Raw genomic sequence first — 24,963 nt, forward strand, 5'->3', positions numbered from 1 at the left:
GCCCACTGAGAAAAGCGCGTCTGCTGGTTGGCTGACTCATGCGTTGCTGACCTGCGTTTCTGGGGGCAGGTGATCCTGCCCGGATTCGCTTGCTAGCGCATTTTCACAAGACCGGAGTTGATCCAGATCATGTTTTTTCGGAACCGTTTCTCCGGCTTGCAAAAACAAGGCAGACACGCCCAAGAGCGGTTGCCGAAGTATCTGCTTGTTTGCCAGCGAAACATCCACTCTCACAGTGGTACAACACCTTCGGCCCTTTGCCAAAACTTTTGTGCCACAATCAAAAGTTGTGATCAGATCATCATCTCGATCCGACTTCCGGGAAAGCGGTCCAGCACGGTATCAACCCGCGTCTTTGGGATCAGGCAAAGGGCTGTGGAAAGACCATCTGCAATCGCCGCTCGGGGGGCAGAGACCGAGACGGCCCGGTGCAAGGGCTTGCTGCCGTCCGGGCTCAGGATGTGGCCCTGACCGTCCTTCAGAATCGTGCCTCCGGGTGCAGAAGTGGCAACCGCCCGGTCGCTGATCCCGATCCGTTTCAGAACCGCACCGTCTGGTCCGGCCAACCCGACACGCCAGTGGCGGCCATCCGCGTTGGCGCCTAGGGCTGCGATCTCGCCCATGTCCACCAAAACGTTCCCAAGGCCCATGGACCGCAACAGATCCGCAATACGATCTGTTACCGCCCCCTGCGCTATTCCGTTCAGGGTCAGAGCCGACACACCGGGTTGTGGCAGAAGAATATGATCTGCCGTGACTGTGACTTGGTGCCAGCCGACCAATTGCCGGGCCGAGCTGATCACGCTTTCATCGGCACCAGAGGCCAAGGCAAGCCACAGAGGTTGAACACTCGGATCAAACGCCCCACCCGATGCGTCATGCAGTGCCGCACACAGGCTGAGCACGTTCAGCAACTCCGGCGCAGGGGCGGTCAGCATCCCGTCGCGGTTCAACCTGCTCAACTCGGAATCCGGGCGATAGAGGCTGAAAATGTTCTCAAGCCTGTGCAGTTCCGCCTCGATGGCAGAGATCACAGGACGGGCCTCGTCATCGGTCAGACCGGACAATTGCAGGCTGGCACGCGCGCCCAGTGCGGTGCCGCGCCAATGGGCGACTGGGGCAGCCTTTGCTCCGGCGGGCAAGGCCATGCAAGCCGCGGAAATCGACAGGAAACGGCGACGGGACAAAACGGTCATACGGGGGTCTCCAGATTCAGGTCCAGATCGACGGGCCCCAGAACCTCGTCAGCCGGGATGTCGGACAGGGGCAGGGCGGTGCCGCCATACCGATTGATAAAGTCATCGGCGTCGGCGGGATCACCAAAAGGAACAACCTCGCGTGCGCCCATGCCGCCGGCGACGTTGGCCCCGACCACAAATGTCGCGCCGCCGGCGGCGATCCAGTTGGAGATACCGGGTTCCCGCCAGTTTACCGCGATGCCCATGTCACTGACATAGACGGCGGTGATCTTGGCATCGCGTTCAGGGCTTTTCAGATAGGCCACCATGTCGCGCACCTGCGCAAAAAAAAGCGGCGCGGGGTAGCCATCCAGATGGATCTGCCCCTTGGGCCCACCATGCTCGGCGATGTTCATCTGGCAAAAGAAACTCAGCGCATCCGGGGTCAGATCGACCGGATCGGGGACGACAGCGACCTCTTCCTTGCAGGCGGCCAGAGCAATCAGCGCAATCAGGCACAGGCGTTTCACGGCTCGACCCTCCGGAATGCCGCACGGGCAAGGGCAAAACCGATCAACGGCCAGAGCAGCAGCGACGCGGGTGCGGCCCAGACGGGCAGGGCCTGCGCTGCACCGGTCATGCCGGACGCCATAGCGACGCCTTCGGTCGCGGCGATGTTCCACAGACGGAATGCGTCGGCCGGGTTGGCCACCATCACCCATGGAAAGACGGATTGGGTGAAGGTGCCGCCCTTGTCCATGACGACGGCCCCCAACAGGCCCAGATCATAAAGGACGACAAATACCAGCCATAGCCCGGCCGACAGACCTGCCGCCGCCGTGGACCCCTTTGCCAGGGCGGACAGCAGGTATCCCAGCGCCAGAAAGACAGCGCCCAGAAGCATGGATGTAAGGATGAGGCGCGCCAGCGCCATCAGGCTTTCCGGGCCTGCGCCACCAAAGAAGGCGGCGACGGCGCCAGCGGTTCCGAAACCGACGGTCATGGCAAAGGCCAGGGCGGCCAGATGGGCGGTGAACTTGCCTAACAGGATTTCTCCGCGCCCCGCCGGGTAGGACAGCAGCAGCGACAGGCTGCCGCGGTCCACATCGCCTGCGATAGCGTCGAACGAGATCATCAGCGCCAGCAGCGGCGCCAGGTAGACTGAAAGCGTTGTCATCGAGGCGACCGAGACGGTCAGCATGTCAACGCCCAACGTGCCGGTCGGGGCGCTGCCTGCAAAGGTCAGGGCTAGCGCGAACAACACCATTATCAACGTTGCCACCAGCAGCCAGCGGTTGCGGCGCAGGATCAGCATCTCGGTGCGGGTGATGGCGAGGAAGCGGGTCATAGCCTCTCCTCCTGTGCATAATGGCGATAGAGGTCTTCCAGCTTGGGCGGGGTCATTTCCACATCCGCCACCGCGTCGCCCAACCCGGCGATTCGGCGCAGGGCCTCCATCTTGTCGTCAGATGTACAGAGCAACTCAACGGATGCGCCGTTGATCCGGTTGCCGCCCAGTTCGGCGGCAAGCGCTTCAGGGTTGGCGCTGGCGCGGACCCGCAGGCGTATCGGAAGTCCCGCCAGGGCGGACAGGTTGGTCAGCGTATCGTCGGCCACCATCCGGCCCTTGCGCATGATGGCAATGCGGTCGGTACGCGCCTCGACCTCGGTCAAAGCATGCGAGGCGATCAGGACCGCCGTGCCTTGCGCCGCCAGTTCGTCGATGATGGCGTAGAGATCCTGCCGAGAAATCGGATCCAACCCCGATGTCGGCTCGTCCAAGAGGGCCACTTTCGGCCTGCCCAGAAGAACCTGAGCCAGACCCAGACGCTGCCGCATCCCCTTGGAATAAGCGCCAATCCGGCGGTCGAGTGCATCGCTCAGGCCGACGCGTTCCAGCAGACCGGGCACATCGGCTTTGGCTCCGGACAGCTTGGCAAACAGCGTCAGTTGCTCGCGTCCGGTCAGGGCCGGGTGGAAGGAGACCGCTTCGGGCAGATAGGCCGTCTCGCGCCGAGCTTGTGCGCTGCCGGGGGCGGCATCCCCGATCCGAATGGCACCACCATGGATAGGTGTCAGTCCGAGAATGGATTTGATCAGGGTTGACTTGCCCGCACCGTTATGGCCCAGCAACGCGACGCGCTGGCCAGGGGCAAGTGACAGGGTGATATCGTCAAGAACGCGGGTTTTCCCTCGGTCCTTGAGTACATGGTCGATTGACAGGGCCTTATCCGTCATGAGGCACCTTTTTCATAGCTGGGGGTTCAGGGGCTTGCATTAGCGGGTTGCTGTCCATCACACCGCCCGGCAGCAGGGCCGGGAATGCAGATTGGGACCAGCGCACCAACTGCACGGCAGGCGAGCCGAGCAGCAATTTGGCTGAGGGTTGGGTCCACAGCACATGGTCCATCGAGTCATTGGGGCGATAGGGGGCATCGGCGATACCGTTGCCATCCACATCATACGCGGCGAAATCGGACCAGTAATTGCCGCGCCCTTCTTCTGACCACTCGACCCATTTGGTCGAAACGTATTTCACCTGTGTCCGGTTACCGACAAAGGCGTTGCCGACGATCCGATTGCGCTCGGACCCAGCGGTAAAGTGGATGCCGATGCCGCAACCTTGGAACCAGTTGTCGGTAAATTCGTTTTTGTTCGAGTTATAGAGGAAGGTGCATTTTTCCTTGGCACCTTTCACCACGTTTCCGGTGATAACGCTCTTGTTAGCGTAGTTCAGCATCACGCCATGTTCCCGGTCACTGATCGAGACATTGTTGGCGACGGTCACATTGGTCGTGAACATCACCGCATAGCCCAGATCGTTCCCGATTGAGACGTTGTCGCTGACCACCGAATTGTCGGCATACATGTAGTGCACGGCAAATCGAAGATCGCGGAACAAATTGCCCGTGAAGGTGTTCTTCTTGGACGAGTTCACAAAGATCCCATCGCGGCCGTAGCGAATGTCGTTGTCTTCCACCCGCGCGCCCGGCGCGTTCCAGACGTAGACTCCATTGCCACGGTCGTTCATCCGCTGGTCCAAACGCCCTTCGATCCGGTTACCACGCACGATGCTGTGCTTGGCCCCGTGAATGTCGACGCCATAAAGGTTGCCCAGCAATACGTTATCCTCGACCACTGGCGCATTGGCCGTTTTGGTCAGCTGGATGCCACTGTCGATTCCGTCATGGTCAGAACCCGAGCCGACCACCGTCAGCCCGCGTACCGTTACGCCCGGCCCGGTCACGGTAATGACGCTGCCGTCGCCTTGCCCGTCGATGGTGGCCTGGCCCTGCCCGTCGAGGGTAACGGGCCGGTCCAGAACCAGTGTTTCAAAGTATACGCCTGGGCTCAGGCGGAGGGTGTCTCCATCCGCCGCCTGCGCCAGTGTTTCGTTGATGGCCCCCGCCCGGTTGGGCACATCCCAGTCCGCCGCCCAAAGGGGCGAGCCGAGCAGGAGCGGTATGAGCAGGGACCAACGCATCGTTATGCGCTCCGCGGCTCAACAAACATCCGGCCGCGCATTTCCATGTGCAGCGCGTGGCAGAACCACTGGCAGTAATACCAGTGCACGCCCGGACGGTCGGCAATGAAGGTGACCGAGGCGGTGGCCTGAGGTGCGATCTCCATCGCGACGCCGAAGTTCGAAAGGCACAGACCGTGGGTCACATCATCCACGTCATCCAGGTTGGTGACATAGATGGTGACTTCATCGCCCTGCTTGACCGTGAACTTCTCCATGCTGAAAACGGGCGCGGTCGAGGTCATGTAAACGCGGACCTTGTTGCCGTCACGGATGGGTTCTTCGGCCCCTTCCTCCAGATCGACACCGTCTGCCGCGGCCTGCTGGCGCGCTTCTTCCCACATCGGGTCGTTGCGGTCCCAGACATTGACCGGGTTCACCTTCGACCGGTGCACGATGATCGAGTCGTGCGGTTCCGCAAAGGTCGGGCCGTCGTGGACCACTTTCATCTTGTCGCCCGAGATGTCGATCAGCTGCTCGTTCTCGGGCTTCAGCGGACCCACGTTCAGGAAGCGGTCTTTCGAGAACTTATTCATCGAAATCAGCCACTTGCCGTCCGCCTCGGCCGTTTCGCCCATCGAGGTCGAGTTATGGCCGGGCTGATAATGCACATCCACCTTGTCGACAATGGGATCGACGTCCGCACCTGCATAGGCTTCGATGGCCTTGGCGATGTCCCATTTCACCACCTGGCTGTCCAGGAACAAGGTGGTATAAGCGTTGCCCTTGCCGTCGAACGCGGTGTGAAGCGGGCCAAGGCCCAACTGCGGTTCAGCAACGATGGCGGAACGCGGATCGGCATTGTCAGCAAACAGCGCGTCGACTTTCTCCACATCGATCACGGACACTGTCGGCGACAGCTTACCGTTGATCATGATGTGTTTCTTGTCGGGCGCGGCGTTCACACCGTGCGGCGAGTTCGGGATCGGGATATAGCGGGTCAGGTTGCCGCCAGCCTCTTTGCGGCCGTCCACGACCTTGACGCCGTTCAGTTCCTGATAGTTCCCGGCGGCCACGGCCTCTTCGATGCCCTTGAGGTTGAACACGACCACGTGGTCCAGCTCGTTCTCGGTCATCTCGGCAAGGTTCATACCCATTTCCGAGTTGTACGAGGTCGAGAAGGCGTATTTGCCCTGATAGTCGCAGTCGGTGTTGTCGAGGTTGCCCGACACCATCACCTGCCACGCGATCTCCATCGTGTCACCGTCGATGGCGGTGAAGATGTTCACGTATTGCGACGGATCGTCGAGAATCTGACCATCGTTCACCAGCGGCGCTTCATGCTCACCATTGGCAAAGACGTAGCCGGTGCGCGGGTATTTCTGCGGACGCAGGCCGTGGATGTCATGCGCGTTCGGGATCTCGATGATCTTGTCGCATTTCATCACGTCACAGCGCACACGGGCGACACGGGTGTTGGCCTTGTCATTCATGAACAGATAGCGGCCGTCATAGGTGCCATCGGTGAAGGACATGTGCGGGTGGTGCAGGTCGCCGTTGTCGTAAGTCACCTTGCCGTTTGCGGCCAGGAATTCCTTGGTTTCGGGTAGCAGGCCCTCGGTCAGGATTTTCAGTGACTCGTTGGTCTGACCCCAGCCCGTGGCCGAGCAGCGGTTGAACACCGGAACCCGCATCAGTTCGCGCATGGACGGCACGCCCATGATGCGCAGTTCGCCGGTCTGGCCCGAAGACCAGAAGCCATAATACTCATCCAGTTCGCCCGGTTCCAGCGCGGCATTGGCGGCAGCACTGGCTTGCTTGGCCGTCATCAGGGTCGAGCCCAGACCGGTCCCGGCGATCACCGCGCCGGTGGCGGTTGCCCCCAGCATCCCGCGGCGTGTGATGTTCAGTTTGTTTTCATTGTCCGACATGATCGTTCCTCCTTTTTTAGGAAACGGATTGCGGTTTGGCGTTCGGATGGTTCGCCGGTGGTTGTCCGAGAGGGGTCTTGAGGTTGACCGACCCTGTCTTGGCCCGCCGTTTTAGCTGGCGGATAACGACGGGACATTTCGTCTCGGACTGATAGAGCACCTGGCAATGCAGACAGGTGACGCACTCGTTCGGGTTGATCTCACCTGTGGGGTGGATCGCCTGAACGGGGCATTCGTTGGCGCAGGTCTGACAGGGGCTGCCGCAATCGGGGTAACGGCGCAGCCAATCGAACATGCGGATACGGGCAGGGATCGCCAGCGCTCCGCCCAGCGGGCAGAGGTAGCGGCAGTAGAACCGTTCGATGAACAGCCCGATCCCCAGCAGGGCCAGCGCAAAGACCACAAAGGGCCAGTCACGCATGAATTTCAGAATGATCGCGGTCTTGAACGGCTCGACCTCGGCGTATTTCTCGGCCAGCGGGATCGAGACAAAGCTGATGCCGAAGAGAACGAGGAAGATCATGTACTTCGCAGGCCAAAGCCGTTCGTTCAGGCCCCAAGGCAGGGTCCATTGCGGAACCTTCAACGCGCGCGCAATCTTGTTGGACAACTCCTGTAGTGCACCAAACGGGCACAGCCAGCCGCAATAGGCCCCGCGCCCCCAGAACAGCAGCGCAGCGGCGACAGCGAACCACTGAATGAAGACCAGCGGGTCCAACAGGAACGCGTCCCAGGAAAATCCGGTCCGCAAGCTTCCGGCCAGTGCCATCAGATTCACCACACTCAACTGCGCATTGGCGTACCAGCCAATGAAGAACAGCGTCATGGTCAGGTATCCGATGCGGAACCAGTAAAAGACGCGCGCGTTCATGGTGGCGTGGAACTGGAAGAAGAAAGTCGCGGTCAGCACCAGCAGCATGACGATCAGAACGCCGATCTCAACGGTGCGGTCCTTCCAGATGCGTTGCCACAAGGCGGCCTTGGCAGCGGCTTCGCCGGTGGCATCATCGACAACAACGGGGGCAGCGACGGGCAGCAGGTACTGTTCCGGCAACTTGTAGCCCAGGTCGAAGGTCAGAAAGGTTTTTTCGACCGCACCCACGGCGCGCTGCACCAGCAGTTGCAGTCGGAAGGGTGCGGCGGGGTCAAACTCGGCGTCGGCCGGGATCTTGAAGATGTCCAGCTCGGTGAAACTGGGCGCGTCAGAGGCTGCAACTTCCCCCAAACGCCGTTGTTGACGGTCGAAAAAGCGGACCGATCTGTCACCCTGGATCAATTGAATACGGTCAAAGATGCCGCCACGCACATAGCCCGAGCCTTTGAAACTATAGGCGCCGCGCCCCAATACCAGAATGGCCTGCTCGCCTTCGTCCAGCCAGTTGATCAGGTTCTGGTATTCAGCCTCACCCAGCAGCGACTTGCCGATGGACGGCACCAAAACCAGTGCCACGTGCATGTCGATGAAGGTATCATCGGGTTCGCCGGGTTCGGGGCGTCTGATGGCGCGCTGATCTCCGGTGGCCTCGAAGGCGGCATTCACCTGGCCGATGTCCAGCGTCATCCGCCGGACCGAACCGTCGCCCGAAAGTGTCGTCCAGTCGAAAACAGCATTCTGCGCCATGTCGACTTCGCGTTTCGGTCCATCGGCCTTTACCGGAGACAGTCCACCCAGCCCCAACGCGCGCGCCACTTTGATACCACCACGCACAAGGCTGTCGTCAATCACCATGATCGTCACGGTCGCGCCCGAGATGATGTCCAGGTCATGCCCTTCACCGCCGGTTTCGGCCTCACGCTTGAGGTCCAGGCCGGCATAGCCTTCGGTCAGCTCGACCATGCGCGAATTGGGGATGCCGATCAGAACGATCGGTTCCGAGTGTTTGACCAGTTTCACACCGGTCAGAACCGCGTCACTGTCGATGGCCGCCACCACGTGAATGGGTTTGCCGGAATAACCGGTGGTGCCGACGAAGTCAGACGTCAGGAAAGCCCAGGCAACCGTTTCGCCCCCCTTCAAAACCGGGGCAACGGGTATGTCATCGCGGACCGGACCAAAGGCATCGGCTGCTGGAACCAGATCGGCAGGAGCAATTTCGGGCAGAAAGCTGGCGAGGCTGTCGGCATGCGCGCTGATCGCCATCAGGCAGGACAGGGTGAAGGCCAGCAGGAAATGGATTGCGCGACTTACGACCATGGCGCACCTCCGAATACTTGGGTGGATGCCATGGACGCGCGCAGGGCGCGTTCAGATTCTTCTTTGGTCAAATGCGGGGGACCCCGGGTTTCGGGCCATAGCCATTTCGGGCTGTGCAAATCGCACAGGCTCTGGTTCGCAACGTGGACAAGCCGCACATCTCCGGCCTGCGCGACAAGCGGCAGGTCTGGCAGCGGCGCTGCCGTCGTCACCGCGCAAAGCGCACAATCGGCGCATTTCGGACAGGGCGCGGTCGGGTCGTCGGTATCTTCTTCCAGATCAACCTCAACCCAGACCGCCCCTGCCTCCGAGCAGATCTCGATCCACATGCTGTCGCCGGAACTCGCCAGTGCCGGGCCAAGCATTTGTAACAGCAACAGGAATATGCCCACCAAACCGCACACCGCGCGGGACACGCGATCAAACAGGCTATGCGGAGGGCGGAAGGTGGGCATTGAGAATCCAACTCGGCGTTCTTTCCCGAACCCTATGGGATTCTCTCAAGCAGAAACTTGACTTAGGTCAGGTCCGAGAAATTTTGCACCTATTCATCGGCCTCGTCCATCAACCCGCGCAGCCAGCGCCCGGCCAGCCATGTCGCTGGAATCCCTAAAGGAATCGACCAAAGGATCGCCGGAACTGGTTCAATCGCGCCGAACCCGGCGCTGTGCAGGATCAGGCCAAGCAAAAACAGGTTGATGGCCACGGTCAGTGCGGTGGCCGGGTACAGCAGTATGGCCAGTTTCCAAACCGACCATCTGCCCTCAGTGGCTGGTGCCTTCCGAGAAGGTGATCTTGTTCCAGACATTGTATTTCCCCGAAGGTTTGCGCATCGGCAGACGGCGAACTTCCTCCAGCGTCTGCGCATCATAGACGATCACCGCGCCGTCATCCTCCCAGATCGAAACCAACGCATGGCTGCCGTCCTTGGTAAATTCCACGTGGGCCACGGTTTCGCCCGGAGCAGGTCGCAGAGTCTTTATGATTTCAAGGCTTTGCTTGTCGATGACATGCATCGCGTCCTTGTTGGGTCCAAAGAACACGTCGGCCCAGACGTAGGGTGAGTTCTCATGGCTGCGCATGAAGAACCCGGGCCCATCGGTCTTGATCCGCTTGACGGTTTCCCATGTCTGCATGTCGATCACCGACACGGTGCCATCGGTCAAATGTGGAGTGGCCATCACGGTTGTATCACCGTGCTGCCAAGTGATGCCCGACCCCAGATGCGGCATCCCCGGCAGGTCCAGATCGGCCACTTTCTGACCGATGACCAGGTCGATCACCTGCCCGCCTTTACCATCGCGGGACGCACCCATGACGTATTCGTAGCTCTGATCGAAAAAGAAGTCGTCCAGGTAGTCCGGCGTCGTGATCTTGCGCACCGGGAAGGGGTCAGGGTTCTTGAACTGCCCTTCGATGCGGAAGTCATGACCCAGCCCGGATTGCGGCGGGTTGGCGCCATAAAAGACCTCCCATATCTCGGGCACATCTTTCAGCGCCAGAACAAAACTCTCGCGCGGCGGAGCCTGATACACGGCCGAAACACGGCTGCCCTTGCCCTTCTTGCCTTTGATCTCGATGACCTTTGCAACCGACAGATCCTCTGTCGACAACAAGGTCAGGGTGTTGGGCAGGTAATTTGCCACGGCCACCCATTTGCCATCGCCTGACATAGCGATGTTACGGCTGTTCAGGCCGGCGCGCGCACGACCCACCTGTTTCAACGCCCAGATGTCATATTTCTGCACCCAGCCGTCGCGCGACATGATGAAGACATATCGCCCGTCGGGGCTGAACTTTGGCCCGCCATGCACGGCAAAGGGTGTCTCGAACCGGTCGAGAACCTCGAAAGTGTCACCATCCAGAACGCTGACATGGTGATCGCCAGTTTCAACGACCAGCGTGATGTTCATGGGGTCACTGTCCCAGACAGGGGCATCAACCGATGTGTAATCCTCGTCCAGAGCACGGCTGGCCATAATCTCGGCCTCACCCCATTCCGGGTCGGTCTCCAGCGGCGATTTCAGCCAACCTGCCAATTCCTCGATCTGCAAGGCGTCAAGCTCATGCGAAAACCCCGGCATCTGTGTCGCCGCCCGCCCTTCGGCAATTACTGCGGCAACACGGGGGCCGCGCATGCGTTTCAAGGTCTCGGGGATCAGCGCCGGACCCACACCGCCCAGACGGCTCTCACCGTGGCACGATGCGCAATGCTCGGCATAGTCTGAAGGCGCATCCGCCCATGCCGCCCCGACACTGAGGATCGAACACAAGACCCCGATCTTCATCTTTTTACAAATACTCCCGCCGGAGGCTTCAGAACTCACCACCCGCACAGGTGCTGGGTGAACAGAACGCCCATTATCAAAAGAACTGATGCGCCGGATCATGACGTTTCCCCCGGAACGGCGTGACCTGCAGACGTTCGCCCGCGTCGTCCACGCCGATTTCTTGATTTGACAGATAGCAGGCCGGATCTTCGGCCCAGGGATCGCCGGTCAGTTGCAAGGCGCGAATGCGGGTGTTGCCGCCACACACATCCTTCAGCTGACAGGCGCCACAGCGCCCCTTCAGCGGGCGGGGGCGCGTGCGCAGCATGGCCAGCATCGGGTCATCACTGGTCCAAAGTTCTGAAAACGATTTTGTCTTCACGTTGCCGACCGTGTAGTCGGACCAATAAGTGTCGGGATGCACGCGACCGAGATTGTCGATATTGGCAACACCCAGACCGCTGGAGTTGCCACCCCATGCGGCAAGATGTTCGCGCACATGCGCCTCTTTCTCTGCATCGAAACGCGAACGTACCCAGTTCAGAAAATACCCGGCATCCGCGTCGTTGTTGCCGGTGACGATATCCAGCGGTCGCCCTCCAGAGGCCGCCTCCCATGCGCGCTCCAACAACAGGTCCAATCCCTTGCGGGTGAGCAGATGCTCGGCATCCTCGCCCCGGTTCTTGTCGCCACGTCCGGCATAGACCAGGTGGGACAAGTAGAACTTGTCCACTCCCTCGTCGTCACACAGTTTCAGCAGGTCGGGCAGGTGATGCTGGGTCCCTTCGGTCAGGCAAAAACGCAGACCAACCTTGATGCCGCGTTTCTTGCATTCACGTACGCCGCGCAGGGCGTCGGCAAAAGCACCCTTGACCCCACGGAACCAATCGTTCGTGGCCCCGATCCCGTCCAGCGAGATGCCGACATAGCTGAACCCCACATCGGCGATCATGTCAGCGGTTTCGTCGTAAATCCGCGTTCCATTTGTCGACAGCGCCAGCATCGGCACCAGATCGCGGGCGCGTTTCGCGATGTCGAAGAAGTCGAACCGGTCCAGCGGCTCCCCACCCGAGAGGATCAGGGCCGGGACGCGAAACTGGCCCAGATCCTCAAGGGTAACCATGGCTTGCTCGTGGCTGAGCTCACCCGGGAAGGCCACATCCGCCGAGACGGTGTAGCAATGGCGGCACTTCAGGTTGCAGCGCCGTGTCAGGTTCCAGATCACCACCGGCTTCACCGGACCCGGACGCCGTTTGCGCACCGGCGTCGGATTGACCAGTTGATGCATGTATTCGGTCAGGCGGAACATGTTTCAGCCTTTCAATTGCTCTTTGGACTTCAGACGCAGCCCGGTTTTTTTCAGGATGCGTGTAGAATAAAGGATGTCTTTGGCGCGGCAGGCGTCGCCCAGAATGGCCGTGATTTCTGCCCGCTTTTCTTCGACCTCGGTCCGGTCCGAACCATGGACCATGGCAAAAAGGTTATAGGGCCAGTCGGGCAGGGCGCGCGGGCGTTCATAGCAGTGCGTAACATAGGGCAGCGCGCCGATTTCTGCGCCCAGTTCGGCAACACGGTTGTCGTCCACATCCCACACGGTCATTCCGTTCGACGTCATGCCCAGCTTGTAGTGGTTGGGTGCCGCAGCGATACGGCGGATCACCCCGCGCGATTTCAGACCCGCAAGCCGAGAAAGCAAGGCGTCTTCGTCCATGCCCAGGGTTTCGGCCACACTGGCATAGGGGGCAGGGACCAGCGGCAGGCCGCCTTGCAAAGCCTCAATGATCTCTCTGTCTTTTGCGTCGATCATGCTGCCACCCGGAAGCCTATGAAAAATTCCTGTAGTTTGGGGAACTGCAGGACGGCGATCCCGGTTTCCCTTTCGATTGCCTCGGCCGCTGTTGCAATCCCTTCAGGTGTTTCGGTCGCCAGAACGAACCACATGTTCAGCCGGTGCGTGCGTTCATAATTATGGGCCACCTCGGGGTGCGCATTGACTTTGGTTAGGACGGCTTCGAAATTCTCGGGTTCAACAGCCATGGCACAGAGGCAAAAAGCCCCCCCCATGGCGGCTGCGTCGAAGAACGGGCCAAACCGGGTAATCACACGCTCTTTCTTCATCCGGGACAGGCGATTCAGCAAATCGCTTTCAGATATGCTCAACGCGTCTGCCACGGCGGCGTAGGGGTTCGGTACCAATGGCAGGTCGTCCTGCATCCTGTTCAGGATTCTGCGATCAATTGCGTCGAGTGTCATGCGGCGGACTCCTTCGGTTGGATCAGCGCGCCGGTCTGTTTGAAGCAGCGGGTCGAAAACAGAACCTTGTGCCGCGCACCGGTCAGCTCCTGAAGCTCGGTCGCGCCAGCCAGCACCTCATACGCTTCGCTCCGCGAGCGGGCGTGGATCATGGAATATAGCCGATAGGGCCAGACCCCCTCGACCGGATTGCGTTCGTAACACAGGGTGATCCCGGGATGGGCCGCAAGGGCCGGTCCAGCAGTGTCAATCTGATCGGCGGGAAGGTCCCAGACGACCATCGCGTTGGCAGACCATCCGAGTGCACGGTGACGCACGATGACGCCCAAACGCGAGATGATGCCCGCCTCGTGCAGGCAGCGAATGCGCGTCATTACATCTTCGGGCTCTCGACCCAGCGACCGGGCCAGCGCCGCGTAAGGGTCACCGACAAGTGACAGGCCCGAGCTCAGTGACTGGAGCAAATCACGGTCACCGTCCTGCATGGCCGACCGGTCGATCCGACGCGCGCTGGGAACGCGTCGCGCGCCACCGGACATGCGGAACCCCAGATCTACGTTGAAGGGGCGCACCAGCCGCAGGTCGAGAACGCGAAGTCCGGTTTTTTTTCTGATCCGGGCCAGCGTGTTGTCGACATGTGCGCGATCCGGCCCGGTGGCGACGAACCAGAGGTTCCAATCATCTTCCCGCTGGTAGTTATGGTTCACGCCCGGTTCCGCGTCGATCAGGGCAGCAATCTTTTCAATGCGGTGCTCAGGTGCCGCAACCGCAGCCAGCGTGCTTGCGGAAACCGCGCCGGGCGCGATGGTCGCCCCGACACGCGTGATCCGGCCTGCCGCCCGCATGCGGGCCAGCCGGTCGATCACATCGGCCTCGCTGAGCTTCAGTGTGTCGGCCACAACTTGGAAAGGGCGTTCGGTGACTGGAAAGTTGCGCTGGAAATCATCCAGAAGGTGGCGATCGATCGGGTCGGTGATATGGCACATGGGTTACAGGCCTGTTCTGTGCGCGCGGGCGGTGAAGAAGATGCCCGATGGGCTGTCCGCTTCGATTTCACGCAGTTTTTCAAATGTTTGCGTGTCGTAGATCATGACCTTGTTGGCATCCCGGACGCTGATCCAGACCTCATGACCGCGCGGCGTGAACTCCATGTGCAGTACGGCGGGGCCGGGTTTGAATTCGTGGATGATGTCCTTGCTGACACTGTCGATGACCTGGATCGTATCGTTCAGCGGGTGGGCGAAGTTGACCCAGACTTGCCGCCCGTCGGGCCGCGCCATTGCAAAGACCGGCTGGCCATGGGTTTGGGTACGCCCGGTCTCGGTCAGGGTATCGGCGTTGATCCACAAGACCTCGTGATGGCCAACAGCGGGCAGAACGAATTCACGACCGGTCAGCGCCCAACCTTCAAGATGGGGCATCTTGTAGACGGGCATCTCTTCTTGCCCGCGCCCGTAATCGGGCAGCACGCGGATGGGTTGCGGGGTGTCAGCCCAGAGGTCCAACGCCGTTAAGCCATCCTCGCCAAACAGGCCTGTGATATAGGTCCGGCCATTTGCGGTTATCAAAGCGTCGTAGGGGTTTTCACCCATATCGGGGATTTTGGTGATTTCCGGCGTACCTGAGGAAAAATCGGCTATCCAGGTCTCACCCGTGTCCCACATGGTGAACACGAACCGCCGACCGGGCGCGTCAACCAGGCCGATGGTTTTGCTGCCGGTCGGAATGTCTGCGACCATTTCAAGCGTATCGGCATCGAACACGCGCACGCCGCCGGGTTCATAGTTGGACACTGCCACCAGCGTACCATCGTCAGAGATTGCGCCGCCGATGGCGTTGCCCGCCTGTACAACACGATTGGCAATCTGGCGGGTGACGATGTCGACCTTGGACAGACCTCCATCGCGGCCGAACACGTAGGCAAAACGTTCGTCGGGCGAATAGACCAGCGACGCATGAGACAGATCGCCCAGGCCTTCGATCCGGGCCAGCGCCGTGCGCTCGGATTGATCGACCAGCAGGACTGAACCCTGCGCCCGTTCGATCACCAGCCCGAGGTCGCCGGTGGCGGTGGGTTCCGCCTGCGCAGTGGACATCATGAGGGTTGCGGCAAGGCCGAGGATGAGCTGTTTCATTGTGCCTCCGGTTCCAGCAGGTAGCGAGCGATCCACTCGGCCTCTTCTTCTGTGATCAAGGGGCGCCAGGGCGGCATCGCGGTGTCCGGGATTCCGTCAAGGATGACGCCGGTCAGAACTTCGGCGTCGTAATGTGCAAGAGTTCCCGCACGCAAATCGGGGCCTAGGCCCCCCTTCAAAGACAACCCGTGGCACGATCCGCAATCCTGATGGACAAGCCGCTTCAGAGCGTTGGGGTCCAGCGTATCGGCGGCAATTGCCGAGGTTGCCACCAGCACGGCCATGGTCAGAACGGTGCGCCCGGCCCATCCTGACTGCGGATTATTGCGGGCCGGCGCGGTATTTTGGCGACCTAGCCTAGCCATGAGCCTGTTCCAATAACTCAGCCACGGGTCGCTCGGAATATAGCGAAACGACCTGACCGATGATGAACAGCGTAGGGGCCGCAAGTTCCGCCTGACGCACATCCGCAGCCAACCGATCCAGCCGGGAAACAAGGCGGCGTTCTGCGCGGGTGGTGGCCTTGGCGACGGCCAGAACAGGGGTCGATCCGGGCAGGTTTTCGGTCATCAGACCCATGGCGATCTGACCGATGTTGGCAACGCCCATATAAACCACCAGCGTCGAATCCGGGTCGGCCAGACGTTTCCAGTCCAGATCCAGAACCTTGTCTGCCTGCCGGTGCCCGGTGACATATTGGACTGAGGTCGCAAGGCCCCGATGGGTCAGTGGCACGCCCGTTGAACAAGACGCGCCTTGTGCCGCTGTAATTCCGGGCGCGTATTCGACCTCGACGCCGTGGTCCACCAGATAGGCGGCCTCTTCCGAACCGCGGCCAAAAATCATCGGGTCGCCGCCTTTCAGGCGCGCCACAGTATGGCCAGCGCGGGCCTCTTCCAGCAGGATTTCGTTGATGCGGTCTTGTGGGACAGTGTGGCATTTCGGGGCTTTGCCGACAGGTATGAGTCGTGCCCCTTCGGTGTGCATGGCAAGGATTTCGTCCGAGACCAATCGATCATAGACCACCACATCCGCCTGTTGCAGCATCCGCAGGGCGCGCAGGGTCATCAGCTCCGGATCACCCGGTCCGGCACCAATCAGAAAAACCTTACCGCTCATGTGCAAACTCACTTGTCCTGAATGTCGTCGGAACCCGGTGTTTCCTGCGCGAATCCAGTGTGATTACGGGACGTTGCTGGGTGAACCGGGCGTGTCATGACGGCAGGTTGGCGCATTCGCGGTTCAACCTCCTTGACATAAGTTAAGGAGCGCGGGATTTGCATCCGCGCTCCTTACTTCTGCCCGTATGTCTGCTTCTGCTCAGGGACCTACTGTGATCATTCCGATCATGTTCTGTGTCTCCCAATGCGGACCGCACAGATAGTCCTGCGGCCCCGGGGTGAGGAAGGTCAGATCAACCGTTTCCTCGGGAAACAGCCGGTCGCTTTCAGGTTCGCTGCCGTCTTTCAGCAGCACGCTGTGGCTGGTGCGTTTGTCCACGTTCACCCAGCGGACCGTGGTTCCTGCTTTGACCGTCAGTTCGGCAGGGCAGAAATTGTATTTGTACATCAACACAACTTCGGCGTCCTCAACGGCTGACGATGGTTGGTCGAACAATTCGACATAACGTTCTTCGGCCTCGGCGCAGATTGCGGCTGTGTCTTCGTCGGCCGCAAGCACCGGTGATGCCAGAAACAAAAGTGCAGGAAGAAGTCTTTGGGTTTTCATGATCCAATCTCCTTTCTGAAAGGTCAGGGGCCGGATCCTCCGGCCCCAACCGTTACTGTTTCACCACGTTGATATTCGCGCTGTCGTCGTCCAGCGCGAGGCTGGTGTTCAGCGTCACATGGTGGAACCTCGCACTGGCATAGTCATCGTGGATTGCAAAGCCGACCGTATAGGTCTGCCCGGGTTCCAGCGGCACATCACCCGGCGCACCGGAGTTCAACGGCCGCGTGAACACGACAGTCCACGTTCCGCCGGAAAGCTCGGCCGAGGCGGCGATTTCACCGTCATTGACCACGCGCTGATCCAGCAGATAGCCGTTGGTTGCACTGCCATCAGCATAGACCCGCATCAGGTCAAGATAGGCACCGTCGGCCAGGTATTGCTCAATCTGCTCGGCAGACTGCAGCTTGTCCCAACCACCCAGGGGCTTGCCACCGCGGCCCTTGACTTCAACCTCGGTGCGGCTTTCGCTGATGTATTTGGTCACCGTGTCCTGCGCGGTCAGCCGTCCCGTAACATCACCATTGGCGGCAATGGCATCCGCACCCGGGTCAAAGGGCATGTAGCTGTTGTCGGCGTGACATGAAGCCCAGCAACCCACTTGATCACCCAGTTCAATATCTGTGCCGGTGATCATCATGGCGACCTTGATCTGGTTGTCGGGGTCCATTTTGCCGCCATCAACGAACGGGGCAGGGCTATGGCCCGCATCCGGCCATTGCAGGCGGATATAGAGGTTTTCATCGTCATGCGCCGCCTGAACGGTTGCGTCGATCACCCCACGTTTGCCCGGGATCGGGGTCGGTTCCAGTTCGCCACCGGCAACGATCTTGTTTCCGATGGTGTCCAGTTCCTTGGCGTGACAGGTCGAACACTGATCGCCCCCCTTGGTCAGCGGACGGGCACCGCCGTGGGTCTTGCCGTTTTGCACCCATTCGAACGACGCCTGACCGGGGTAGAACAGTTTCAGGTCCGCACTGGCCACGGCATTCCAGTCGATGTTCGAAGCGACGTCGCTGCCACCGCCGCCCGCAGGCGCGGCCGAGGCCTCTCCCGCAGCGTTGGCGCGTTCTTCCGCCACAGCGGCGTCAACAGCGGCCGCAATCTGGGCCTGAACAGCCTCTTGCTGGGCTTGTTTGGCGGCTTTTTCCGCGTCGGCCTCGGCAGCTTCAAGGGCTTCGATCTTCTCGAGGCTGGCTAGATATTCTGGCGGGATCGGCCGGACAAACGCAGGGTTCGGGGCTTCCAGCTCTTCCAGATACTCGTCGGTTGCACGGTCCCGGATGTTCGAGTGCGCAATCCCCTTGTGGCAATCGATACAGGTCTGACCGGTTTCCATCGCGTTCAGGTGCTGCTGACGGGCGCGGGGTTTCTGGAATTCGGGCATCATCGATTCGAAATCGTGGCAGTTACGGCACTCGCGCGAGTCGGTAGCCTTCATCCGCTCCCATTCGTTCATCGCCAGATGGATGCGTTTGGCTTCGAATTTCTCTGGGGTGCTGATGGTCCCGACCATTTTGCCATAAAGCTCTTTGGAGGCCTGGATTTTGCGGATGATCTTGTGGGTCCAGTCCTTGGGCACGTGGCAGTCTGAACAGACCGCGCCCACGCCGGAACGGTTCACATCGTGGATCGTGCCGGTGTATTCGGTGTAAATATAATCGCGCATCTCGTGACACGAGACACAGAACTTCTCGGTGTTGGTCGCTTCCATGGCGGTGTTGAAGCCGCCCCAGAAGATGATGCCTGCAGCAAAGGCGGCAGCGAGACCGGCCACGGGCATTCCCCACAGGAAATACCGGCGCCAGATCGGTGGTTTTTTATCCGGTTCGGAGGTCATATCCGTGCTCCGTTATGGCTGTCTTGTCAGGCCTTGTGTGGCAGGCCGGTGAGTTTGGCTGATAGGTCAAACGAGGAAAGGGCGGGCGAGGGGCCCGCCCTTTCCGGTTCTGGATGCGATCCCGTCAGGTGACGTGGTTCGAACGGTTGTAGACGTTGAACTTGCCGGTCGGGGCATAAAGCCCTTCGATGCGGCCAATTTCTTCCAGCGTCTTGGCGTCGAAGATCACGATCTGACCGTTGGGTTCTTTCGAATCCGACAGGTTCCATTTGGAAACCCAGACCTCGGTACCATCCGCGTTGAACTCGAAGTGAACAGCAGCGCTGCCTTCATCTTCGGTGATCTGGATGGTTTTCACGATCTCGCCGGTCTCTTTCGAGATGACCTGAACGGACTGCTGAATTTCCGGTTCCGGATGTTTGGTCTGGTCAGCCCAGATGTAATCCGAATTCGGGTGCGTGCGGATAAACAGGCCGGGGCCGTCGGTTTCCACTTCGTAGCAGACCTTCCAGGCATCGTCCGGACGGTTCTCTGGGTCGTTGCCCCAGACGGTCACGGCACCAACACCAAGGTGGGTTGTACCAGCAACCGGACCACAATTCGGGTCAACCCAGTTGGCACCCGGGCCGGGGTGCGGCAACGCGGCCGTGTCGATCATCGCCTCAAGCTTGTGAGTTTCGGTGTCGACGACAACCATCTTGTTCGACGCGTTCGCGGCGATCTGGAAGTAACGGCCTGTCGGGTCGAAGAACCCGTCATGCAGGAACTTGGCACTGTCGATCTTGTCGATCCGCAGGTTCTCAAGGTCGGTATAGTCGACCTGCCACAGCTGACCCAATTCCTTGATCGCGACAATCCAGGTTGGCTCGTTCGGTGTGGTGTAAATTGCGGCCACGCGGGCCTCTTCCACATAGTCCCCGTCCACGTTCACGCCGCGTGTCGATACAACTTTGACCGGTTCCATGGTCTGGGCATCGACGATTGCGAAATGCGGCGGCCAGTAACCACCACCGATGACGTATTTGCCATCGCCGGAAACGGCCACATCGCGGGCGTCATAGGCAATCTTGACTTCGGAAACCAACATATTCTCAGGTTTCTGCCAGAGGTCGATCTTGGTCATCTTGCCGTCGCGGCCCATGGTGTACCAGAAGCGGCCCGGATGTTCCGGTTCGGTAGTGCTGTGGTGTTCGGATGCTTTCAGAACGTGGACAGCGTAACCGGTCGGGATGTGTGTCAGCACTTCTTTGGTGTCGCCGTCGATCACGGCCACTTTACCTACGTCACGTTCGATGACGACAAAGAAGTTCTCCCAGTTGCGGCCATGCAGCGGTTCGGTCGGATAGTCGGCTTCTTCGACATAGACCTTGCGTGTCGCTTTCATCTGTTCCAGCGACATCTCAGGCGGCTTGGGGGCCTCCATCATAATGTATGTCGCCATGTCCTTGATTTCCTGCTCGGTCATGATGTCCGAGAAGTTGTTCATGCCGCCTTCGGTCCCCCAGGCGATGATCTTTTCAAGACGTTCCTGCCCAAGCGCGAGGGTGCCGCCTTCGGTCACGGTGCCATCGGCTGCGGTTTTCTTCCAGTGGGGTTCAAGGTTTTTGCCTGTGGCGCCTTTACGCAGAACGCCGTGGCAACCTGCGCATTGCTCGAAATAGAGCTGTTTGGACGATTCAAACGCTTCGTCGCTCAATGTTGGCTCTTCGGCGAAGACTGGTGCAGCGACGCTGCCCAGCAGCATCGCCAAACCGACCCCAAAGGCGCGGCCAGTTTTGTTGTAGCTGATTCCAAGTGACATGATCACTCTCCATTTGCTGGTGAGGCAGGCTGGAGACTGAAACATCACGGAGATGTTATCCTTGACCAAAGTCAACGGAAGGGACGGAAACGGGTTTGTACACAGACTGAAATGCAAAAATAATTCCTAATAAAAGAGGTGTTTCCGGGTCATGTTTTGCGACGGTTTTGATTTTGGTTAAGTCATCCGGGCCGCCGGGCTGCTACGTGTGGCAAAACGGTCTAGGAGAGCAGAAATGCCCACGATCATCACCCGTATTTTTGGTGAAGGATTCCGAGTTTTTTTCCTGTCTGCAGGTCTCTACGGCTTGTTTGTCGGCCTTGTCTGGGGGCTGTGGCTGGCGGTGCCGTATTTGGCACCGGATTACGGCATGACACCGCCTATGTGGCACGCGCATGAGATGATTTTCGGCTATGCCACAGCAGCTTTGGGAGGGTTCTTCCTGACCGCGGTGCCGAACTGGACCGGTGCGCCCGACGCGCGGGCTCGCTTCATCGCACTGGCGGCAGGGGTCTGGCTGGCCGGCCGGATGGCAATGTGGTTTTCCGGGATACTGCCGCCGCTTGTGGTCGCGGTTTTGGATCTGGCCTTTGTGCCAATTCTGGCAGCCAAGATCGCCACACTGCTCATCCGCCGTCCCAAGCCGCAGAACATGGTGTTTCTCCTGCTGCTAAGCCTCATCTGGGTCGCGAACCTGCTGACCCATCTGGAATGGGCTGGTATTACAAGCGACACACTGCAAACAGGTCTGCGAGCAGGCTTGCTGACACTCTGTGCGATGATCGCCATTCTGGGGGGCCGGATCACTCCCGCCTTTACACGCAATGCAATGAAACGCGCCGGAGAGCCCGAGGCGAACTGGCCGGTCTCGGTGGCGGGCCTGGACAAGGCGGGCATGATTCTGGCCTTGGTTCTGCCCTGTGGCGTTCTGGTATTGGGCGCGACGGGCACGGCCGGAGTGCTGGGGCTGGCCCTTGGCGGTGTGCAAATCCTGCGCATGTTGCGCTGGCGCATGATCTGGTCCGCGCGGCAGCCAATCCTGCTCGCGCTGCACCTGGGACTTGGAATGCTGGCGCTGGGGCTGATTCTTTGGGGGCTTGCGGCATTGGGTTTCGGCAACGAGGTTGCTGCGCTGCACGTTCTGGGCATCGGTTGCGTGGGCGGCATGACCCTTGCGGTCATGAGCCGAGCTGCGCTGGGGCACAGCGGACGGGATCTGATCGCACCCGGCCCGATGGTCGTGGCCTATGGACTGATGGCCGCGGCAGCGATCTCGCGCTGGATCGCGGCGGATATGGAATCTGGCTATCTAGTTGCGATGCTGCTGTCCGATGGTCTCTGGGTCAGCGCCTTTGTGCTGTATCTGATCGCCATGTGGCCTGCGCTGACGGGTCCACGGCTGGGGCACTCAAACTGAATCTGATTTCCTGTCGCAAGTCTTGACTTTCGTTAAGGCGATACCATGACCCACCCGCCATTCTGAGCAAACTAGCTAATCTGCGCAAAGGAGAGCGCGATGCGAGAAGTCATGACAAAGAGCATGGCTCGCAATATATTCTATGGCGGGTCACTGTTCTTCATTCTAATCTTTCTGGCCCTGTCGGCCCATTCCCACCTGTATATCGTCAATTCCGAAAACGCGGCAAAGCTTGACGAAAGTGTGGTTCGCGGCAAGCACGTCTGGGAAAAACACGCCTGCATCAACTGTCACTCGATTCTCGGCGAAGGGGCCTACTTCGCCCCGGAAGTCGGTAACGTGATGACCCGTTGGGGGGTGCTGGACGACCCGGAATCAGCCTTTGAATCCCTCAAGGGCTGGATGGAGGCGCAGCCGACCGGCATTCCCGGTCGCCGACAGATGCCCAATTTCAACCTCAGCGACGAAGAACTCCGCGACCTGACCAACTTCCTGATCTGGACGGACAATATCGACGCTCAGGGCTGGCCGCCCAACGAGGCAGGCTGAGAAAGGGACAAGGACAATGAAATACGAATCCCAAAAAATCGCCTACGCCTACTTCGCAGTGGCAATAGGCCTGTTCGCGATCCAGGTGATCGGCGGCCTGCTGGCCGGACTGATCTATGTATCGCCAAACTTCCTGAGTGAGCTTCTGCCGTTCAATATCGTGCGGATGCTTCACACCAACTCGCTGATCGTCTGGCTGATCCTGGGCTTCTTCGGCGCTGCTTACTTCCTGATCCCGGAAGAGGCCGAGCGCGAGATCCACTCGCCCAAGCTGGCCTATCTGCAGCTGATCATTCTGGTCGTCGGCACGCTGGGCGTGGTCGTGACCTATGTCTTCAACCTGTTCGAAGGCAACTGGCTGCTGGGCAAAGAAGGGCGCGAGTTCCTGGAACAGCCCAAATGGGTCAAGGCGGGTATCGTCGTGGCTGCGCTGATCTTCCTATACAACGTGTCGATGACCGTTCTGAAGGGCAAAAAGACCGCTATCACCAACATCCTTTTGTTGGGTCTGTGGGGTCTGGCGCTTTTGTTCCTGTTCGCTTTCTACAACCCCGGCAACCTGTCCTTGGACAAACAATACTGGTGGTACGTTGTCCACCTGTGGGTCGAAGGTGTGTGGGAACTGATCATGGCCTCGATCCTGGCCTATCTGATGCTCAAGCTGACCGGCGTTGACCGTGAGATCGTCGAGAAATGGCTCTATGTCATCGTTGCCGCGGCCCTGTTCTCAGGCATCCTCGGCACTGGCCACCACTACTACTGGATCGGTACGCCTGCGTACTGGCAGTGGATCGGTTCGATCTTCTCGAGCCTCGAGGTGATCCCGTTCTTCGCGATGATGGCCTTTGCCTTCGTCATGGTCTGGAAGGGCCGCCGTGACCACCCCAACAAGGCCGCCCTGTTGTGGTCGCTGGGCTGTGCCACGCTGGCGTTCTTCGGTGCCGGTGTCTGGGGCTTCCTGCACACGCTGCACGGGGTGAACTACTATACCCACGGCACACAGATCACCGCGGCTCACGGTCACCTTGCCTTCTACGGTGCCTATGTCTGCCTCAACCTGGCGATCTTCAGCTATGCCATGCCGATCCTCAAGAACCGCGATCCCTACAATCAGGTTCTCAACATGGCGTCCTTCTGGCTGATGACCAGCGGCATGGTCTTCATGACCTTCGTGCTGACCTTTGCCGGTACTGTTCAGACTCACATGCAACGGGTGGTCGGTGACTACTTCATGGATGTGCAGGATCAGATCGAGATCTTCTACTGGATGCGTCTTGGTTCTGGTCTGGTCGTGGTCCTTGGTGCGCTGCTGTTCATCTACTCGATCTGGGTTCCCCGGAAAGAGATCATTGAACCCGGCGCAGCCGAAACACCTGCGGAGTAATGGATATGGACGGCTCCATACAAATGGGAACGGGGGCGGCTGACGCCCCCTTCTACCTCCCCCAGGGCGACGAATGCGATGTGTTCGCCGCCGCCTATACCAACAACCTGCCGGTCTTGCTGAAAGGACCGACGGGCTGCGGCAAGACCCGCTTTGTGGCCCATATGGCCGCCAGCCTTGGCCGCCCGCTTTACACCGTGGCCTGCCATGATGACCTCGCTGCCGCCGACCTGATCGGCCGCTACTTGCTGAAAGGCGGCGAGACCGTCTGGGTCGATGGCCCCCTGACCCGCGCAGTACGTGAAGGTGCAATCTGCTACCTTGATGAGGTAGTCGAGGCTCGCAAGGACGTCACCGTCGTTCTGCACCCGCTGACCGACGACCGGCGCATCCTGCCGATCGACCGCACGGGCGAAGAGCTTGAGGCCGCACCCGGTTTCATGCTGGTGGCCTCGTACAACCCCGGTTACCAGAATATCCTGAAAACCCTGAAACCCTCGACCCGGCAGCGGTTCATCTCGCTGGAGTTCGACTTCCCGTCGCCCGAGATGGAGGCCGAGGTTGTCGCCCAGGAAAGCGGGCTGGCGCTGGAGCGCTGCAAACCGCTGATCCGGCTGGCGAACAAGCTGCGCGGGCTCAAGGGTCAGGATCTTGAGGAAGGTGTTTCCACTCGTCTGGTTGTCTATGCGGCGACGCTGATCGCACAGGGCATGTCCACCGACCGCGCCATCCTTGCCGCAATGATCGAACCTCTGACTGATGATGAGGACATCAAACGCGGGCTCCTCGATCTTGTCACGGCTGTCTTTGGGTGAGGCCG

General features: G+C 59.9%; 24 protein-coding genes. 4 read left to right on the forward strand and 20 right to left on the reverse strand.

The features are described 5' to 3' along the window. Positions 1-293 precede the first annotated feature (293 nt). The 20 genes from ACR0MI_RS18880 to ACR0MI_RS18975 all read right to left on the reverse strand — a co-directional run bounded on the left by ACR0MI_RS18880 (position 294) and on the right by ACR0MI_RS18975 (position 20,793). Positions 294-1,196 (reverse strand): FAD:protein FMN transferase, encoded by a 903-nt coding sequence (locus ACR0MI_RS18880; RefSeq protein WP_170614013.1) that lies wholly within the window; start codon positions 1,194-1,196, stop codon positions 294-296. Beyond that, positions 1,193-1,708, reverse strand: coding sequence for a nitrous oxide reductase accessory protein NosL (locus ACR0MI_RS18885; protein WP_170614012.1), 516 nt, complete (start codon positions 1,706-1,708; stop codon positions 1,193-1,195). The genes ACR0MI_RS18880 and ACR0MI_RS18885 overlap by 4 nt, the downstream gene beginning before the upstream one ends. Then, positions 1,705-2,526, reverse strand: a complete 822-nt coding sequence (locus tag ACR0MI_RS18890; protein WP_170619359.1) for an ABC transporter permease — start codon at positions 2,524-2,526, stop codon at positions 1,705-1,707. Before ACR0MI_RS18890 ends, ACR0MI_RS18885 begins: the two co-directional genes overlap by 4 nt. Further along, positions 2,523-3,416 carry an ABC transporter ATP-binding protein gene (locus ACR0MI_RS18895; protein WP_170614010.1) on the reverse strand — a complete coding sequence of 298 codons (894 nt, stop codon included), beginning with the start codon at positions 3,414-3,416 and terminating at the stop codon, positions 2,523-2,525. Before ACR0MI_RS18895 ends, ACR0MI_RS18890 begins: the two co-directional genes overlap by 4 nt. Continuing rightward, positions 3,406-4,662, reverse strand: coding sequence for a nitrous oxide reductase family maturation protein NosD (locus ACR0MI_RS18900; RefSeq protein ID WP_170614009.1), 1,257 nt, complete (start codon positions 4,660-4,662; stop codon positions 3,406-3,408). Before ACR0MI_RS18900 ends, ACR0MI_RS18895 begins: the two co-directional genes overlap by 11 nt. 2 nt (positions 4,663-4,664) lie before the next feature. After that, a complete protein-coding gene (gene nosZ, locus ACR0MI_RS18905; RefSeq protein ID WP_170614008.1) occupies positions 4,665-6,572 on the reverse strand; it encodes a TAT-dependent nitrous-oxide reductase in 1,908 nt (635 codons plus the stop codon). Between the two features lie 16 nt (positions 6,573-6,588). Continuing rightward, positions 6,589-8,766, reverse strand: a complete 2,178-nt coding sequence (locus tag ACR0MI_RS18910) for a NosR/NirI family protein (protein WP_170614007.1) — start codon at positions 8,764-8,766, stop codon at positions 6,589-6,591. Further along, entirely contained in the window at positions 8,757-9,221 is a 465-nt protein-coding gene (locus tag ACR0MI_RS18915) for a DUF2946 family protein (RefSeq protein WP_480441060.1), read from the reverse strand. Before ACR0MI_RS18915 ends, ACR0MI_RS18910 begins: the two co-directional genes overlap by 10 nt. Before the next feature lie 89 nt (positions 9,222-9,310). Continuing rightward, positions 9,311-9,574: a hypothetical protein gene (locus ACR0MI_RS18920; protein WP_170614006.1), complete on the reverse strand. Its 264-nt coding sequence runs from the start codon at positions 9,572-9,574 to the stop codon at positions 9,311-9,313. Further along, complete coding sequence (locus ACR0MI_RS18925) at positions 9,531-11,054, reverse strand: nitrite reductase (protein WP_170614005.1); 1,524 nt, start codon at positions 11,052-11,054, stop codon at positions 9,531-9,533. Before ACR0MI_RS18925 ends, ACR0MI_RS18920 begins: the two co-directional genes overlap by 44 nt. A gap of 76 nt (positions 11,055-11,130) precedes the next feature. Next, positions 11,131-12,345: a heme d1 biosynthesis radical SAM protein NirJ gene (gene nirJ, locus ACR0MI_RS18930; protein ID WP_170614004.1), complete on the reverse strand. Its 1,215-nt coding sequence runs from the start codon at positions 12,343-12,345 to the stop codon at positions 11,131-11,133. A gap of 3 nt (positions 12,346-12,348) precedes the next feature. Then, positions 12,349-12,843 carry a siroheme decarboxylase subunit beta gene (ahbB, locus tag ACR0MI_RS18935; protein WP_170614003.1) on the reverse strand — a complete coding sequence of 165 codons (495 nt, stop codon included), beginning with the start codon at positions 12,841-12,843 and terminating at the stop codon, positions 12,349-12,351. Further along, complete coding sequence (locus ACR0MI_RS18940; RefSeq protein ID WP_170614002.1) at positions 12,840-13,289, reverse strand: Lrp/AsnC family transcriptional regulator; 450 nt, start codon at positions 13,287-13,289, stop codon at positions 12,840-12,842. Before ACR0MI_RS18940 ends, ahbB (ACR0MI_RS18935) begins: the two co-directional genes overlap by 4 nt. Continuing rightward, the gene (gene ahbB, locus ACR0MI_RS18945; RefSeq protein WP_170614001.1) at positions 13,286-14,275 is read right to left on the reverse strand and encodes a siroheme decarboxylase subunit beta; all 990 of its coding nucleotides are present in this window, start codon (positions 14,273-14,275) and stop codon (positions 13,286-13,288) included. Before ahbB (ACR0MI_RS18945) ends, ACR0MI_RS18940 begins: the two co-directional genes overlap by 4 nt. 3 nt (positions 14,276-14,278) lie before the next feature. Then, positions 14,279-15,424, reverse strand: a complete 1,146-nt coding sequence (locus ACR0MI_RS18950; RefSeq protein WP_170614000.1) for a cytochrome D1 domain-containing protein — start codon at positions 15,422-15,424, stop codon at positions 14,279-14,281. Then, the gene (locus ACR0MI_RS18955; protein WP_170825200.1) at positions 15,421-15,708 is read right to left on the reverse strand and encodes a c-type cytochrome; all 288 of its coding nucleotides are present in this window, start codon (positions 15,706-15,708) and stop codon (positions 15,421-15,423) included. Before ACR0MI_RS18955 ends, ACR0MI_RS18950 begins: the two co-directional genes overlap by 4 nt. Positions 15,709-15,781: 73 nt before the next feature. After that, complete coding sequence (cobA, locus tag ACR0MI_RS18960; protein ID WP_170613998.1) at positions 15,782-16,543, reverse strand: uroporphyrinogen-III C-methyltransferase; 762 nt, start codon at positions 16,541-16,543, stop codon at positions 15,782-15,784. Positions 16,544-16,744: 201 nt separating this feature from the next. Continuing rightward, positions 16,745-17,152: a plastocyanin/azurin family copper-binding protein gene (locus tag ACR0MI_RS18965; RefSeq protein ID WP_170613997.1), complete on the reverse strand. Its 408-nt coding sequence runs from the start codon at positions 17,150-17,152 to the stop codon at positions 16,745-16,747. Between the two features lie 52 nt (positions 17,153-17,204). Then, positions 17,205-18,992, reverse strand: a complete 1,788-nt coding sequence (locus ACR0MI_RS18970) for a NapC/NirT family cytochrome c (RefSeq protein ID WP_170613996.1) — start codon at positions 18,990-18,992, stop codon at positions 17,205-17,207. Between the two features lie 124 nt (positions 18,993-19,116). After that, the gene (locus ACR0MI_RS18975; protein ID WP_170613995.1) at positions 19,117-20,793 is read right to left on the reverse strand and encodes a cytochrome D1 domain-containing protein; all 1,677 of its coding nucleotides are present in this window, start codon (positions 20,791-20,793) and stop codon (positions 19,117-19,119) included. 235 nt (positions 20,794-21,028) lie between these two features. On the opposite strand from ACR0MI_RS18975, the gene ACR0MI_RS18980 reads away from it, so the two are divergent. From ACR0MI_RS18980 to ACR0MI_RS18995, 4 genes are all read left to right on the forward strand, one after another. Continuing rightward, a complete protein-coding gene (locus ACR0MI_RS18980) occupies positions 21,029-22,210 on the forward strand; it encodes an NnrS family protein (RefSeq protein WP_170613994.1) in 1,182 nt (393 codons plus the stop codon). A 99-nt stretch (positions 22,211-22,309) separates the two neighbouring features. Beyond that, a complete protein-coding gene (locus ACR0MI_RS18985) occupies positions 22,310-22,759 on the forward strand; it encodes a c-type cytochrome (protein WP_170613993.1) in 450 nt (149 codons plus the stop codon). Positions 22,760-22,775: 16 nt separating this feature from the next. Next, a complete protein-coding gene (locus ACR0MI_RS18990) occupies positions 22,776-24,143 on the forward strand; it encodes a cbb3-type cytochrome c oxidase subunit I (RefSeq protein WP_170817028.1) in 1,368 nt (455 codons plus the stop codon). A gap of 5 nt (positions 24,144-24,148) precedes the next feature. After that, positions 24,149-24,958: a CbbQ/NirQ/NorQ/GpvN family protein gene (locus ACR0MI_RS18995; protein ID WP_170613991.1), complete on the forward strand. Its 810-nt coding sequence runs from the start codon at positions 24,149-24,151 to the stop codon at positions 24,956-24,958. Positions 24,959-24,963 lie beyond the last annotated feature (5 nt).

Source organism: Ruegeria sp. D4 (genome assembly GCF_056534475.1).